This window comes from Fibrobacter sp. UBA7003, from assembly GCA_002449765.1.
GTDB lineage: Bacteria > Fibrobacterota > Fibrobacteria > Fibrobacterales > Fibrobacteraceae > Fibrobacter.
Map to the genome: position 1 here is coordinate 257,181 of DJXN01000004.1, position 14,267 is coordinate 271,447.

Below are 14,267 nucleotides of genomic sequence, written 5' to 3' on the forward strand. Positions count from 1 at the left end.
TTGTTTTTTTCCGTAGCGGTTATTCGTCCGCGACACAGCGGACATTGAGCTCGTTTTCCTTGTATTCTTCATCGGGGTACATATACGAGGTGTCCCTATAGTATTCCCTAAGGACGTAGCTCCTTGCAGACCTGGCATTCAACTGCGAGGTGCTCCAGAATTTCGCAGTCACCCCGCGATCCAGGAAGTTTCCGCTCATGAACCTGAAACCCGACGGATATATATTAAAATGCGATTCGTTCGTCCCGTTTTCCCTTTTCCATCCGTAGGTCGATTTTAAGGCCCGGGTTGCAAGCGAGCCAGCCTTGCTTTTGACATAATAGAGCATTTCCTTCCATTCGGCATCGCTTGGGATATGCCAGCCTTCGGGACAGACACCACGAATATAGGGCTTGGCCAACAATTTGCATTCCGAAATGTTGCATTTCGATTCAACGCCCATCGCAGACGCCCATGTATAGAAGCGACCGCCTTCTTCCTTGCAGTTTAATTCTTCACCGTTGAAACATTCGCTATCGGGACTGCGGTACCTCAAGTTCTCCGCCATCCAGGCCTTCTTGTTGATAACGGCAATCTCGTATTTCCGGCCGTCGCGCTTATCCGTAAAATAACGTTCCCATTTGCTTGCTTTGGGTGCGGCGCTCTCCACGCTGTCCTTTTTCGGAACTTTCGCATCGCTAGCCTTTTGGAATGGGGATTTTTCCCACGGATTGTCATTGCTGTCAAATGACGCAGAAGCGCCAAAAGCCGACAGCATGACAAAAAAGGCTATAGCTTTCAAGCGGGACATGCTTCCCCGAAGAATTACCCAACAAAGATACGGCCGTTGCGGAACAACTGCATCCACGGGCCGTCTTCGCCCCAGTCCGCCGGGTGCCAGGAGTACTGGCAGGTACGGAACACGCGTTCGGGGTGCGGCATCATCACGAGGGCGCGACCGTCTTCGGAGCAGAGGCCGTTGATGCCGAACGGAGAGCCATTGGGGTTCAGCGGGTAGCGTTCGGTGTATTCGTGCTTGCCGTCCACGTAACGCAGCGCCACGAGACCGGTCTTCAGGCAGGCTTCGGCGGCTTCGCGGCTAGCGAATTCCGCGCGGCCTTCGCCGTGTGCGACCGCAATCGGGAGCACGGAGCCTGCCATGCCCTTGAGGAGCACAGCCGGAGTGTCTTCGACCTTGAGCGTGCAGAAGCGGGCCTCGAAGCGTTCGGAGAGGTTCTGCACAAAGCGCGGCCAATGCTTAGCGCCCGGAATCAAGTCCTTGAGGTTAGAGACCATCTGGCAGCCGTTGCAAACACCGAGCGTGAAGGTGTCCTTGCGGTTGAAGTAAGCTTCGAATTCGGCACGGGCCTTCGGGTTGAAGAGGATGCTCTTCGCCCAGCCTTCGCCAGCACCGAGAACGTCACCGTAGCTGAAGCCACCGCAAGCCACGAGACCGTTGAAGTCCTTGAGGCTTACGCGGCCTTCGAGAATGTCAGTCATGTGAACGTCGATGGATTCGAAGCCGGCCTTCTGGAAGGCGGCAGCCATTTCAAGTTCGCCGTTCACGCCCTGTTCACGGAGGATAGCCATCTTCGGGCGGCTTGCGTAGTCCTTCACGACCTTCGCACCCGCCGCCACGTCGAAGGTGACCTTCGGCGTGATACCCGGATTGTCCTGTTCCAGCTTGAGCTTGTATTCGCTTTCGGCACAATCCGGGTTATCGCGGAGGGCCGCGATGCGGCGGGTCGTGTCGCTCCAGATGGCGCGCAGATCCGAGAGGCCTTCGGCGTAGTCGCCGATGACCAAGTTGTAAGAATCGTTGAGCGTTGCAATTTCAGAAACCGTATCGCCGAGACCAGCGGCAGCAAATGCGTCGCGCACAGCCGCAAGGTCGGCATTCTTCACCTGGAGCACGGCACCCAGTTCTTCGTTGAAGAGGGCGTCGATGAGGTTTCCCTTGAGGGCTTCGGCCTTCACCGTCACGCCCACATGGCCGGCGAACGCCATTTCGGCAAGCGTCGTGTAGAGGCCACCATCGCTCTTGTCGTGGTAGGCCATAATCTTGCCTGCCGCATTGAGCTTCTGGATGGTTTCGAAGAAGGCACGGAGTTCCTTAGCGCTATCGACATCCGGAGCCTTATCGCCGAGGTTGCAGTAAACCTGGGCTGCGATGGAAGCGCCCATGCGGTTCTTACCGCGAGCGAGGTCCACGAGAACGAGCGTAGAATCCTTATCTTGCAAGAGCTGCGGGGTGAGCGTCTTGCGCACGTCAGCACACGGAGCAAACGCACTGATAACGAGCGAAATCGGAGCGGTCACGCGGTGGCTACCCTGAGCGTCAGACCACACGGTGCTCATGCTCATGGAGTCCTTACCCACCGGAATCGTAATGCCGAGATCCGGACAGAGTTCCATACCGATAGACTTCACGGCTTCGTAGAGGTCGGCGCCGTCGCCTTCGTAGTTCGGCGTGGCCATCCAGTTTGCGGACAAGTTCACGCGACCCATATCAGGTACGCAAGCGGCAGCCATGTTCGTGAGGGATTCCGCCACCGTCATGCGGGCAGCGGCAGCCGGAGAAATCAAGGCAACCGGAGCGCGTTCGCCCATACTCATCACTTCACCTTCGTACGAGTCGAGCGTTGCGCTTGTCACGGCGCAGTCGGCGACAGGCACCTGCCACGGACCAACCATCTGGTCGCGGCAAATCATACCCGTCACGCTACGGTCACCGATAGAAATGAGGAACGTCTTGTCGGCGACGGTCGGGTTTGCAAGCACGCGGTGTGCCACATCCTTAATGGAAACGTCAGCCGGAACCACCGTGGAGTTCAGCGGACGCTTCTGGCTCTTTTCGTTACGGATCATGCGGGGCGGCTTACCGAGGAGCACGCCCAGCGGCATGTCAATCGGAGTCGTGCCGAAGTGTTTGTCGGTAAGCGTCAAGTGCTTTTCGGGGATGGCCTCGCCCACCACGGCATACGGGCAACGTTCACGCTTACAAATCGCGTCGAACACATCGAGTTTGTCGCCGGCGATTGCAATCACATAGCGTTCCTGGGATTCGTTACTCCAGATTTCGAACGGGCTCATACCCGGTTCATCGTTCGGCACGTTACGGAGTTCAAACTTACCGCCGAGGCCGCCATCGTTCACGAGTTCCGGGAAGGCGTTCGAAAGTCCACCTGCACCCACGTCGTGAATGAACGTAATCGGGTTTTCTTCGTCCATCGCCCAGCAGCGGTCGATGACTTCCTGGCAGCGGCGTTCCATTTCGGGGTTTTCGCGCTGCACGGAGGCAAAGTCGAGAGATTCGTTACCGGCACCGTTCTGCACGGAGCTGGCAGCACCGCCACCGAGGCCGATAAGCATTGCCGGACCGCCGAGCACAATCAGGTGGTCACCCGGGTCGATGTGGCCCTTCTCGATATGCTGGTGCTTGATGTTGCCGAGACCACCGGCCAACATAATCGGCTTGTGGTAACCGCGGACTTCCTTGCCGTTCTGGGCATCGACTTCCTGTTCGAAAGTACGGAAGTAACCGAGGATGTTCGGACGGCCGTATTCGTTGTTGAACGCAGCGCCACCGAGCGGGCCTTCGATCATGATGTCGAGGGCCGACGCAATGCGGGACGGGCTTCCGAAGTCCTTTTCCCAAGGCTGGACTGCACCCGGCAGTTTCAAGTTCGAAACGCTGAAGCCCGTGAGACCGGCCTTCGGCTTGGAACCCTTACCCGTGGCACCTTCGTCACGGATTTCGCCACCACTACCGGTAGCGGCACCCGGGAACGGAGAAATAGCCGTCGGGTGGTTGTGGGTTTCGACCTTCATCAAGATGTCGACTTCTTCGTGGTGGAAGTCGTACTTGTTGTTGCGCGGGTCAGCGTAGAAGCGGCCAGCGACAGCGCCCTTCATCACGGCGGCGTTGTCCTTGTAGGCGCTGAAGATGTTAGAGTTGTGGAGCTGGTAGGTGTTCTTGATCATCTGGAACAGGGACTTGTCCTGTTTGACGCCGTCGATGGTCCATTCGGCACCGAACACCTTGTGGCGGCAGTGTTCCGAGTTGGCCTGAGCGAACATGTAGAGTTCCACGTCGGTCGGGTTGCGCTTGAGCTCGGTGAAGTTCTTCACCAGGTAATCGATTTCATCCGGAGAGAGCGCGAGGCCCATTTCCTTGTCGGCCTTCACGAGGGCGTCGCGGCCCTGGTCGAGCACCGGAATCACATTCAGCGGACGCGGTTCTTCCTTGCTGAACAAGACTTCGAGGGATGCGGTGTCGGCAAACACGGCCTGCGTCATGCGGTCGTGAATCTTGGCGGAAATCTTTTCGCGGGCGCCAGCCGGTGCTGCACCTTCAAACTTTACATAGTATGCAATAGCGCGTTCGATGCGCTTGATGGCCGGGAGGCCGCAAATGTGAGCGATATCGGTAGCCTTCGAGCTCCACGGGCTAATAGTACCCGGACGCGGGCACACCACAAAGAGTTCGCCTTCGAGAGCCTTGGGTTCGCGGGCCGGACCGTAGTGCAGCACCTTCTTGAGCGTTTCAGTTTCTGCATCGGAAAGTTCGGCGGACAGGTCCACCACGTGCAGGAATTCAGCGTAAACGGAAGCGACAGAGAGCCCCGCAGCCTTGAAATCGGAAGAAAGTTTCTGGAGACGGAAATCCGACAGAGCCGGCGTACCACGTAAAATGAGCATTATAAACCTCGGTTTAAATTTTACGCCGTAAATTTAGAAAAAACATGCGGGAGGGGACCCAGCTCGGAGTTGCGAAGGCCGCACGGTCCCCTCCCTGCACCCTCCCCTTCCTTGGCCAACGCTTTATTATCTTCCATAAAAAATAACACGACCCTTTTTAGAGTCGTGTTTCATTTTTCCGTATCTTATTAAGTGTCAAGCGATTAGCGTTTTTTACCCTTCTTGCCTTTCTTGCCCTTGTCGGCCTTTGCAGGCTTTGCGGGAGCCGGGGCTTCTTCGACAGCTTCGTCGCCCTCTTCTTCCTCGCCTTCCACTTCTTCTTCCTGAGCGGCAACGAATTCACCGTAAAGCGCGCTCACGTCGATAGAATTGAGGCCCGAAAGGGTCTTGAGTTCAGTCTTCTTGTCGACATCGACCTTGTCAAAACTGGAGATGATGAAGTAGGCGCTCGTGGCCTCGAAACGGCGAGTCTTGTTCGCGATGCTGTTGGCACCCTTCGTGGTCGGGAAGTACTTGGCTTCGAGCTTCGCCATATCCTGGGAAGTCTTCACCGTCTGCTTCGCTTCGCTGGCCAACGCCCACACAAGCTTGTTCACGTCGGCAGAATTGTTCACGCGGCTCAAGATTTCAGTGGCAGCGTCGTAGTTCGCCTTCGTTGTCGTATTATAGTGTTCGGTCGCCTGGCCTACATAGTTGCCTTTCTGCATAAGGACCAGCGCCGCGACAGCGACAACCAGGATGGACAAAACAATGGCAATGTTCTTACTATTCATCCTATACTCTCCTTATTCGAAATGGTAGGGGGCCGCTTTCGCAACCGTGAAGTTTTCAGCAAAATTGTATTCGACGAGGGCCTTGTAGTCGCTCTCCTTGAGCTTGCCCTTGACAAACGTAAACTTGACGACGCAGTTCTTGCCACAGGCAACTTCCTTCACGCCGCCTTCGTCCTTCAGGAGGAACTGTTCGGCAAGGCCGACCGCGCTGATGTCGCTCTGGACCTTATCCGGAATGCTTGCCGCCGTGTACATGTACGAGAGCTGCTTCACGCGGGCACCCGTATCCTCAAAAATTTTCTTCACGTTGGCATCGAATGCCGTCTCGGTATTCGCACCCGCGATAGTCGCGTAGACAAGCTTCCAAGCCATGCCGTACTGGTCCATCGATTTCCACTGTTCCTGGAGTGTCGTATTCACGGCCGCCTTGTAGGCACCGACCTGTTCCTTGACCGTTGTCTGTGCCTGCTCGTTGAGCTGACCCTTGAACACGAACATCACGACCACGAGGGCCACGATGAGCACACCATCGACAATGGCCAGAATCTTGAACTTTTGCTTATTCATAGATAATCCTTCGAATTAGAATTGATTTAATATGATTAATAAGAAAATAATACTTAATTTGAAAAAAGCAAGCAAATTTATAGAAAAATTTGCACCCCAAAAGGCGAAATAAGGCAAGGAACGCACTTTTTTGTATATTTTTCCCAGAATGACAGAAAGCAACGAAACAAAAAAACTGCCGTCGCAGATCATTTTTGAAAACCTGAAGGAACTCCTCCGGGCAAAGAACGCCGCCCACGAATCCATCTTCAAGTTCCACTGGAAAAAGATGTGGCCGTTCAACCGTATCTGGCCGCAGGTGGACTTCGAGCGCATCGTACGCCTGATGAGCGAAATCCGCAAGAACATCATCGCGCAACAGAACCTCGTCATCGAAGCCAAGGAAAAGTCCAAGCCTTTCGAAAAAGTCTTCCTTGACGCCGTACCCGCCTATCTCAAAAGTCTCGATGAAAGCTGCAAGGGGCTTGCCGACATCGCACAGTGGAAGCAGGACATGCTCTACAAGAAAATTCGCAAGCAGGCAAAGCTGGTCCGTGACACGCGCGACTACAACACCCTCCTGAAGACCTACGAGAAGCAACAGGGGGACTTGGTCCGGGCCGGAGCCATCGTGCAGATGGGCTGGGGCGAAGTCGTGCAGAATCTCCCAAAATAGGATTCGGGCCCGCCCATGCCTGCGATAAGCGTCATCATCCCGGTTTTCAATACGGAGCCCTTCCTCGCGAACTGCCTAGCGAGCATATACGGGCAGACGTTCCGGAATTTCGAAGCGATCGTAGTCGACGACGGTTCCACGGACGGGAGCGCATCCATAGCCAAGGCTATCGCCGAAAAAGACTTACGCTTCCGCATCGTCACACAGGAAAACAAGGGGCTCTCGGAAGCGCGCAACGCAGGAATCGAAGCCGCGCAGGGCGACTGGATAACCTTCGTGGACAGCGACGACATGCTCGCCCCGAACTTTCTGCAGGCTCTCTTCGATGCAATCATGCAAACCGGTGCGGACATCGCCTGCAGCGGCAAACTCCATTTCGGGGATATCCCGCAGAAAGCGGGCTCAATTTCGACGCTACGGGCGCATTACGGATTCAGTCCCCACTCCGGGAACTGCATCCGGCTCTCCCCCACGAGGGCGCTTGCAAATGCATTGTACCAGAACGACCGCCCCGACTATTCCGCATGGAACAAACTTTATGCGGCCAGCCTCTGGAAAGGCCGACGGTTTCCGCCAGGAAAATTCTTCGAAGACATGGCTACAATCCCACAGGTCCTTCTGGATGCAAGACTTGTCGCATTCGTGCCTGATCCCCTCTATCACAACCGCAGACATTCCTCAAGCATCCTCGCCTCCTCTTACAACCGAAAAAAGGCGGAGCTCCTGGATATCGCGGAGGCGGTATGCAGCCAGGTCAAAGGCAAGGGAGCGAGGCTCGAAAGAGCAGCAAGGAGCAACCTCTTCAGCGCAAGCTGCAGCATCCTGATGCGCACGGAAGACACGCCCGAATTCGCCGACTACCGCGAACGCGCATGGAATCACATCAAGGATTTGCGGATGGGAACATTGTTCAACCCGAGAACCCGGCTCCGCAACAAGGCCGCTGCGCTGATTTCTTTTGCCGGAAAGACGACGCTCGTAAGGGCACTACGGAGGCACGGATGATTCCGAAGAAGATTCATTTCTGCTGGTTTTCCGGCGACCCCTACCCCGAAAGCGCACAACGTTGTCTTGAAAGCTGGCAGAAGTTCCTGCCCGATTTCGAGTTCATCAAGTGGAATGCAGAAAAAGCGCAAGCCACAGGCATCCCCTGGGTGCTGGAGGCGCTCGGACAAAAGAAATGGGCATTCGCGGCCGATGCCGTTCGGCTCTACGCCCTCTACAACGAAGGCGGTTTCTACCTCGATACCGACGTGGAAGTTTTGCGTCCACTCGACCCGCTGCTGAACCGCCCGAATGCTTTCGGCTACGAAAACGGTTCCAGGCGCATCGAGGCGGCGGCCATGGGATGCGAGGCGGGATGCGAACCGATAAAGGCTGCTCTCGAATTCTACCACCACACGCACTTCGAATACCGCGAATCGGGCGTAGACGACATGGTGCTCCCGAAAATTTTGGCGGACGCATTTGAGAAATTCCCCAATACCGAAATCCTGCCCGAAAGCGCGTTTTCGCCCAAGAGCTACATCGACGGGAAAATCCGCACGACCGGCGACACCTACTGCATCCACCATTTCGACAGCGCATGGCGACCGGAATCGGTCCGCAAGGGGATTCGGCGCAGGCAAAAGCTGTTCGCCACCTTTCCCCGCCCTATTGCAAAAGCGCTTTCCCTTCCGCTTTCGCTGTGGACGAACCTCGCGACCCTCGGGGTGCGCGGGACTCTCAAAAAGATTTTCAGATTACCGCTTTAGCAAAAAGCGCGGAATGAAGAGCTTGGGGAAGCGCTTGAAGAACGGGAGCGAGAACGACCAGAGCTGCGGTAGCCTGCGAAGGGCCTCCTTCTTGTCGCAATAGGCAAGCATCGAAAACCAGTGCGACTTCCAGGTGTTCACGGCCTGCCGGTACAGCGGATGCGAAGAATACTTGTCGATGACCTTGAGCGTATTTTCGTACAGCCAGTTCTTCTTGCCCGAAATATTCGTCGAATGGATTCGATAGTAGCAACAGATTGTATCGAGAACAGGGACGGGTTCGTATAGCGAAAGGAACTTCAGCATCATCTGGAAATCCTCGATGACGAATTCCGCATTGTAGCCGCCCAGGTCGCGGAACACCCTGCAGTCAATCATTTCCGAACAGCCGTGGAGTTCCTTTTTCCCGAGAAACACCTCGGCGAACGTCACCTCGGGAATTCCCGAAGTGTATCGCGGATCCGGAGCCGATTCGAGCTTGCCATCGGCATCCATATTGATGACCTGGCCAAAGCAGATGGGCTTGCCGGGATGCGATTCCAGGTAGTCGCTCTGGAGCCTGAGACGGTCCGGAGGCATGATGTCGTCGGAAGCAAAGCTGCAAAAATACTTGCCTCGCGCCATGGACAAGAGTTCGTTCATGGTCGGGACAAGGCCCTTGTTCGGACGGTTTACGTAGGTAAACTTGAGTTCGGCCTGCAGGCGTTCGAGAATTTCGGGAGACCTGTCAGAACTGCCGTCGTCAATGACAATGAGTTCAAACGGCACGCCCTTCTGCGCCATCACGGAGCGCACCGAAGCCTCCACGTACTTTTCGTGGTTGTAGCAGGCCATCAGCACCGACACGAGCGGCGGCATTTCGCGTTGTTCCGTTTCGGCGCCCTGCACAAAAGCCTTCACGTAAACGTTTTCGTCTATCTTTTCGGCAAACATGTTCGTTATGGAGTATTCCATTTGAGCCTCCCGACCGTTATGGCGAGAACGACCAGCGTCACAAAGTTTTCGAGCGCATAGGCAAGCATCGGGCCTTGCAGTTCAAACAACCTGATTCCAACGAAGGTTCCCACGGCAAAGAGAAGGTTCGCCCCCACCTCGATAACGAGGAAAGCCTTCGTTTCGCGGCGAGCTACTAGCACCATGCCAAAGCACCAGCCTCCCGAACGGAACAGGTCGCCCAGCAACTGAATCGGCATAAAATCCGCCGCAGGCGCATACGCTCCCGAAAGGAGAATCGCGACGACAAGGCTACGTCCAAAGTAAAGCGCGATGCAGAACAGGAGCGTAAAGCCCATCATGCGCAGGAAAATCGGATAGAATTCCCTGCGGAATGCATCATGCGTCATGTTACGGCTAATACGCGGCAAGACAAGCACCCCGAGGATTGCCGAGAAGATGGACGCAAAGAAGTCCGATATCTTGTAGACGCCCTGCCAGATGCCAGCGGCATTCCAGCCGAGTTCAGAACCCACGAGCGAACGCACAACCATAAGGACGAGCGGCGCGACAATCATCGGCACAAGTCCCATCATGGCATACGACCACCAGGGCTTGCGAACATCCAGAACCGATTCCCTGAAGGTCTTGATGTTGAATCCTGCACGTGCCGCCACGCGGGCGGCAAAAATTCCTGCGACAATCGACTGCGTCGCGATGATGGAAAGCACAGAAAGGCGACCGGAATAGAGGAAGAACGCGACCCAGAGCATCTGGAAAAGCGACGCGACTATCTGGATGAGCGCCCAGCGCTTCACGAGCCCAAGGCCGTTCATCACCGCAGAGCATATCGCGACCATGTTGGTAGCAAGCATTCCTGGAAGCGCAAAGAGGATGGCCGCCTGCGCAAGGCGCGGATGCACCCCCGGCAGCAACGATTCAAGCGGGGCCACGAAGCAGAAGATGACGGCGACGACGCATGTAAAAATCGTTGCAAAGGTCGTGAGCCGGAATCCGCCACGCCAAATGCCGTGCAGGTTTCTGAGGTTATCCTTGTTCTGTGCGGTAAGGCTCACCCAGCCGTTCTGCATCGCAAGGCTCGATGTCGCCTGCCCGATGCTCATCCAGTTCATGAACTGCCCGACACACGCGAATGCGGCAGGCGGCAAGAACACGGCCAAAAGCTTGTTGATGACAAAGGCACGGAGCGTATTGAATAGCGTCACCGAACCCGAGCCGAAGAACAGTTTCCATATTTTAGAGGAATGGTCCACCGTCAGCCGCCTACTTTTTTTGGAGACTGCACGCTGTCTATTTCGCGAATGACACGCGCGGGGACACCACCGATGACGACGTTCGCCGGGAACTCGCCCGAAACGACCGCACCCGCCGCGACAACAGAATTTTCACCAATCGACGTTCCCTTGAGAATGGTCACGCGGTCGCCAATCCACACATTGTCCGCGAGCGTCACCTTGCCCATCTTGGGATTCCCTCCGATGCGTCTCGACGGGTCGATTTCGTGAAAGTCGCTATCCATCAAGGTCACCGAAGATCCAATGAGCACATTGTCGCCGATTTCGATTCCCTCGCCTTCGGAAACGGCGGTAAAGTGGTTGCAAATCTGGCAGTTCCTGCCGATTACGATTTTTGAATCCTTGTTGCGCACGTTCAAGAACTCGTAAGATGTCCAGTAATCCGCATCCTCGATAAACCCGAACGAGGTTCCCTCCCCCACGACGATACGGCCCTTGCCTTCGCAAAGTACGGGAGCAATGGAGCGGAACTCGCCTTCGGGCTTCGCTGTCGAAATGCTCCTGAAAAAGAGCACCCACGAAGTCCGCAACAGCTTGCGGATGATTCTAACGAACAAATTCATTCATCGCTCCAATAATTTCGGAAACTTCGCCGTCCGTAAGGACCTGCGACACGGGGATGCTCAACACGGTCTCGGCAATCTTCTCCGCAATCGGGAATTTCGGATTCGCGGGAAGCAAGAAGTTTTCACCCTCCGGCCCGGCCGCGTAGGCCTGCTGCAAATGCGGAGGAATCGGGTAAAAGATAAGCGTCCCGATACCGCGGGCCTCGAGATGTCCCTGCAAGGCATCGCGGGTCGCCCGGTCAGGCGTGCGTACCGTAAACACATGCCACACATGCTCCCGCGGGTCTGCCGGAATTTCGGGCAATCGCACCAGCGGGTTCCTGATTTCGCGCACGTAGCGGGCCGCAATTTCGCGGCGGCGTGCGTTCAAAGCATCAAGATGCGGGAGTTTCGCGAGCAAGAAGGCAGCCTGAATTTCGTCGAGGCGGGAATTGACGCCGCGATACTCGTTCACATACTTCTGTTCGGAACCGTAATTGCCGAGCATCCGCACCACGCGGGCGAGTTCGGCATCGTCGGTCAAAACCAAGCCCGCATCGCCGAGCGCCCCGAGATTTTTCGTCGGGTAGAAACTGTAAGCGACCGCGGCGCTTTTTGAACCGGCGGACGTAGCGTCCGAACCAAGCCGTGCACCATGCGACTGCGCCGCGTCCTCAAAAACAAGGAGATTGCGCGTCTTGGCAAATTCGCTAATTGCCTTCATGTCGGCCAAGCGCCCATACAGGTGCACCGCGAGAATCCCGCGCGTCTTTTCCGTGCAGGCATCCGCAAGCCGTTGCGGGTCGATGTTGAAAGTATTCTCATCGGGCTCCACGAGCACGGGCACAAGCCCTGCCGCATTCACCGCAAGTACCGTCGCGATGTAGGTATCCGCGGGCACAAGGATTTCGCTACCCGGAGCCAGGCGGCCAAGTTCGACGGATGCCCGAAGCATGAGCGTGAGGGCATCGAGCCCGTTCCCGACACCCACCCCGTGCGCAAAGCCGGAGTAGGCGGCAAATTCCTTCTCGAAGCGATCGCAATAGGATCCGCGGATATACCAGCCCGATTCCACGACCGCCGAGGCAGCGTCCTTCAAAGCGTCCATGTAGGGAGCATTCACCTGTTTCAGGTCAAGGAAAGGAATCTTCATTACCGCTCCTTCTTGAACTTGAGGTATTCGCCGTAATCGCGCCAGTAGTCGCTCTCGTCAAACTCGTGCGAAGTGAGCACCAGGCAAATGGAGCCCGAAGAGAACCCGAGTTCCTCGGCCCACACTCCGGGCGGAATGTGCAGCCCGAAATACGGACGGTCAAGGCGGTAGACCTTCTCGTTCTCGCCGTCGGAAACCTTGATATCGAAAGCGCCGCTCGCCGCGACCAGCAGCTGGTGGCATTCCTTATGCGCGTGTCCACCGCGCGTCACGCCGCCGGGAATATCGTACAGGTAAAAAACTCGCTTGATATCGAAGGGTATCTCCTTCGAATTCTGGATAGGCGTAAGGCTACCCGAACGCTCGCTTATCCTCGGGAGTTCAATGAGCGAGCACATGTCGATGCGGGCTTTCTTCAAATCCTGCTCGTTCATTTGCGTACCTCGCGGATAAACTCGTCAAAATCACGGATGTAATCCTCCTCGGAAAAATCCGCCGAAGAAACGACTAGCGCAAGCGAATTGGTCGAGAAATTGTCGAGGGTGCGCCAGTGCATCGGGGGCAGGTAGAGCCCGTAGTACGAGCGCGAAAGGGAATAGCGCTTTTCTTCTACACCGTCGTGCACCACCACATCGAAGCTGCCCGAAAGCGCGACGAGGAATTCCATCTCCGTCCTGAAAGCATGGCTCCCGCGCAGGCAACCGCCCGGCACGTCGTAAATCCAGTAGGTGCGCCGGATTTCGAACGGGACATGCTTCCCCGATTCCAAAAAGCTCAAGTTCCCGCGTTCGTCGAGGAACTTGGGCAACTGGATGATTTGCGCTTTTTCTTCAAAATTCGGCATATTATGAAAGTAATATACAATTTTTTATGTTCTGCAGGCGGTAGATTTGTATCTTTAAGGCATGTTCAGTGTTTTGCCGTACGATTCGCACCTCGAGGCGCGTTGGGACCGGTTCGTGATGAACGAATCGGTAAACGGCACTTTTTTGCAGACAAGGCGATTCCTGAACTACCATCCGCAAGGGCGATTCAAAGACGCATCGTTCATGCTGGAATCGAGCGGCATCATCGTCGCAGCCTTCCCCGGCAACCTGACGGATGCGGGAGAATGGATTTCGCACCAGGGTTCCACCTTCGGCGGCCCAATCATCTCGAAGCATTACTACACCGCGGAACGCATCGCAAGCATCGTCGAATTTGCGGAAAATTATCTGAAAGGCATCTGCAAAAGTGTCCGGATGCGCCCGACATCGAGCCTCTTCGCCCTGGATTCGACAGCCCTCCTGGAATACACCCTGGAGCACCGCGGCTACAGGCGCCAGACGGAACTCAGCGCCTTCTGCACGCTGGCCCCGGACAAGGACCCGTTCGAAAGCTGCAAGGATTCCTGCCGCTCGGTATTCCGCAAGTCGCTTCCGCACAACCTCGAATACCGAGAAGTGACAGACGCGGAACTGCCCGAATTCTACAGGCACCTCTGCATTTCGAAAGCGAAGTTCAACGTGAAGCCCGTCCACACGCTCGACGAGCTTCTCGACCTCAAGCACAACCGCATCGCAAACGAAATCAAGTTCCGTGCGCTATGGAAAGGCGGGACGTTTGTCGCGGGAATGATGATGTTTGATTTCAAGCAAACTAACGTCCGACATGCGCAGTATATCGCCCCGAACGTAGAAATCCGTGACTTCCAGCCCTCGACCGCCATTTACATAAGCGTCATGCGCGAAGCCGCGAAAGACGGGATCAAGAAATTTTCGTGGGGAATCTCGACCGAAGATTGCGGCGAATACCTGAATCTTCCCCTGTTCAAATTCAAGGAATCGTTCGGAGCCAAGGCCTCGCTGAACCTTATTTACAGCAAAGATTTCTAGATCATAGCATGAATCGG

The 14,267-nt window shown here is 55.8% G+C and carries 14 protein-coding genes; 4 read left to right on the top strand and 10 right to left on the bottom strand.

What is annotated here, in order from left to right; translation table 11 throughout:
- Positions 1–19 precede the first annotated feature (19 nt).
- From B2952_RS03620 to B2952_RS03635, 4 genes are all read right to left on the bottom strand, one after another.
- Positions 20–757 (bottom strand): FISUMP domain-containing protein, encoded by a 738-nt coding sequence (locus B2952_RS03620; protein WP_290723964.1) that lies wholly within the window; start codon positions 755–757, stop codon positions 20–22.
- Positions 758–804: 47 nt separating this feature from the next.
- Positions 805–4,680 carry a phosphoribosylformylglycinamidine synthase gene (gene purL, locus B2952_RS03625; protein WP_290733737.1) on the bottom strand — a complete coding sequence of 1,292 codons (3,876 nt, stop codon included), beginning with the start codon at positions 4,678–4,680 and terminating at the stop codon, positions 805–807.
- 203 nt (positions 4,681–4,883) lie between these two features.
- Positions 4,884–5,453, bottom strand: coding sequence for a hypothetical protein (locus B2952_RS03630; RefSeq protein WP_290730474.1), 570 nt, complete (start codon positions 5,451–5,453; stop codon positions 4,884–4,886).
- A gap of 12 nt (positions 5,454–5,465) precedes the next feature.
- Positions 5,466–6,020, bottom strand: a complete 555-nt coding sequence (locus B2952_RS03635) for a hypothetical protein (RefSeq protein ID WP_173381888.1) — start codon at positions 6,018–6,020, stop codon at positions 5,466–5,468.
- 148 nt (positions 6,021–6,168) lie between these two features.
- On the opposite strand from B2952_RS03635, the gene B2952_RS03640 reads away from it, so the two are divergent.
- From B2952_RS03640 to B2952_RS03650, 3 genes are read left to right on the top strand one after another with little or no spacing between them, the layout of a single operon-like run.
- On the top strand, positions 6,169–6,675 hold the full coding sequence (locus B2952_RS03640) for a hypothetical protein (protein ID WP_173381889.1): 507 nt from the start codon (positions 6,169–6,171) through the stop codon (positions 6,673–6,675).
- A 15-nt stretch (positions 6,676–6,690) separates the two neighbouring features.
- The gene (locus B2952_RS03645; protein ID WP_290730480.1) at positions 6,691–7,680 is read left to right on the top strand and encodes a glycosyltransferase family 2 protein; all 990 of its coding nucleotides are present in this window, start codon (positions 6,691–6,693) and stop codon (positions 7,678–7,680) included.
- Positions 7,677–8,429, top strand: a complete 753-nt coding sequence (locus B2952_RS03650) for a glycosyltransferase family 32 protein (RefSeq protein ID WP_290730482.1) — start codon at positions 7,677–7,679, stop codon at positions 8,427–8,429. Before B2952_RS03645 ends, B2952_RS03650 begins: the two co-directional genes overlap by 4 nt.
- Here the strand turns inward: B2952_RS03650 and B2952_RS03655 are convergent.
- Genes B2952_RS03655 through B2952_RS03680 form a run of 6 tightly spaced genes read right to left on the bottom strand, consistent with a single transcriptional unit; the run spans position 8,418 to position 13,220 of the window.
- Positions 8,418–9,383 carry a glycosyltransferase family 2 protein gene (locus B2952_RS03655; protein WP_290730485.1) on the bottom strand — a complete coding sequence of 322 codons (966 nt, stop codon included), beginning with the start codon at positions 9,381–9,383 and terminating at the stop codon, positions 8,418–8,420. The genes B2952_RS03650 and B2952_RS03655 overlap by 12 nt on opposite strands.
- Positions 9,368–10,636: an O-antigen translocase gene (locus tag B2952_RS03660; RefSeq protein ID WP_290723981.1), complete on the bottom strand. Its 1,269-nt coding sequence runs from the start codon at positions 10,634–10,636 to the stop codon at positions 9,368–9,370. Before B2952_RS03660 ends, B2952_RS03655 begins: the two co-directional genes overlap by 16 nt.
- A 2-nt stretch (positions 10,637–10,638) precedes the next feature.
- On the bottom strand, positions 10,639–11,241 hold the full coding sequence (locus B2952_RS03665; protein WP_290723983.1) for an acyltransferase: 603 nt from the start codon (positions 11,239–11,241) through the stop codon (positions 10,639–10,641).
- Complete coding sequence (locus B2952_RS03670; RefSeq protein WP_290730488.1) at positions 11,225–12,376, bottom strand: DegT/DnrJ/EryC1/StrS family aminotransferase; 1,152 nt, start codon at positions 12,374–12,376, stop codon at positions 11,225–11,227. Before B2952_RS03670 ends, B2952_RS03665 begins: the two co-directional genes overlap by 17 nt.
- Entirely contained in the window at positions 12,376–12,810 is a 435-nt protein-coding gene (locus B2952_RS03675; RefSeq protein ID WP_173381894.1) for a sugar 3,4-ketoisomerase, read from the bottom strand. The genes B2952_RS03670 and B2952_RS03675 overlap by 1 nt, the downstream gene beginning before the upstream one ends.
- Positions 12,807–13,220: a sugar 3,4-ketoisomerase gene (locus tag B2952_RS03680; protein ID WP_290730491.1), complete on the bottom strand. Its 414-nt coding sequence runs from the start codon at positions 13,218–13,220 to the stop codon at positions 12,807–12,809. The genes B2952_RS03675 and B2952_RS03680 overlap by 4 nt, the downstream gene beginning before the upstream one ends.
- Positions 13,221–13,281: 61 nt before the next feature.
- Here B2952_RS03680 and B2952_RS03685 point away from each other — a divergent pair, with 61 nt between their 5' ends.
- A complete protein-coding gene (locus tag B2952_RS03685) occupies positions 13,282–14,250 on the top strand; it encodes a GNAT family N-acetyltransferase (RefSeq protein WP_290730493.1) in 969 nt (322 codons plus the stop codon).
- The last annotated feature ends 17 nt before the right edge of the window (positions 14,251–14,267 follow it).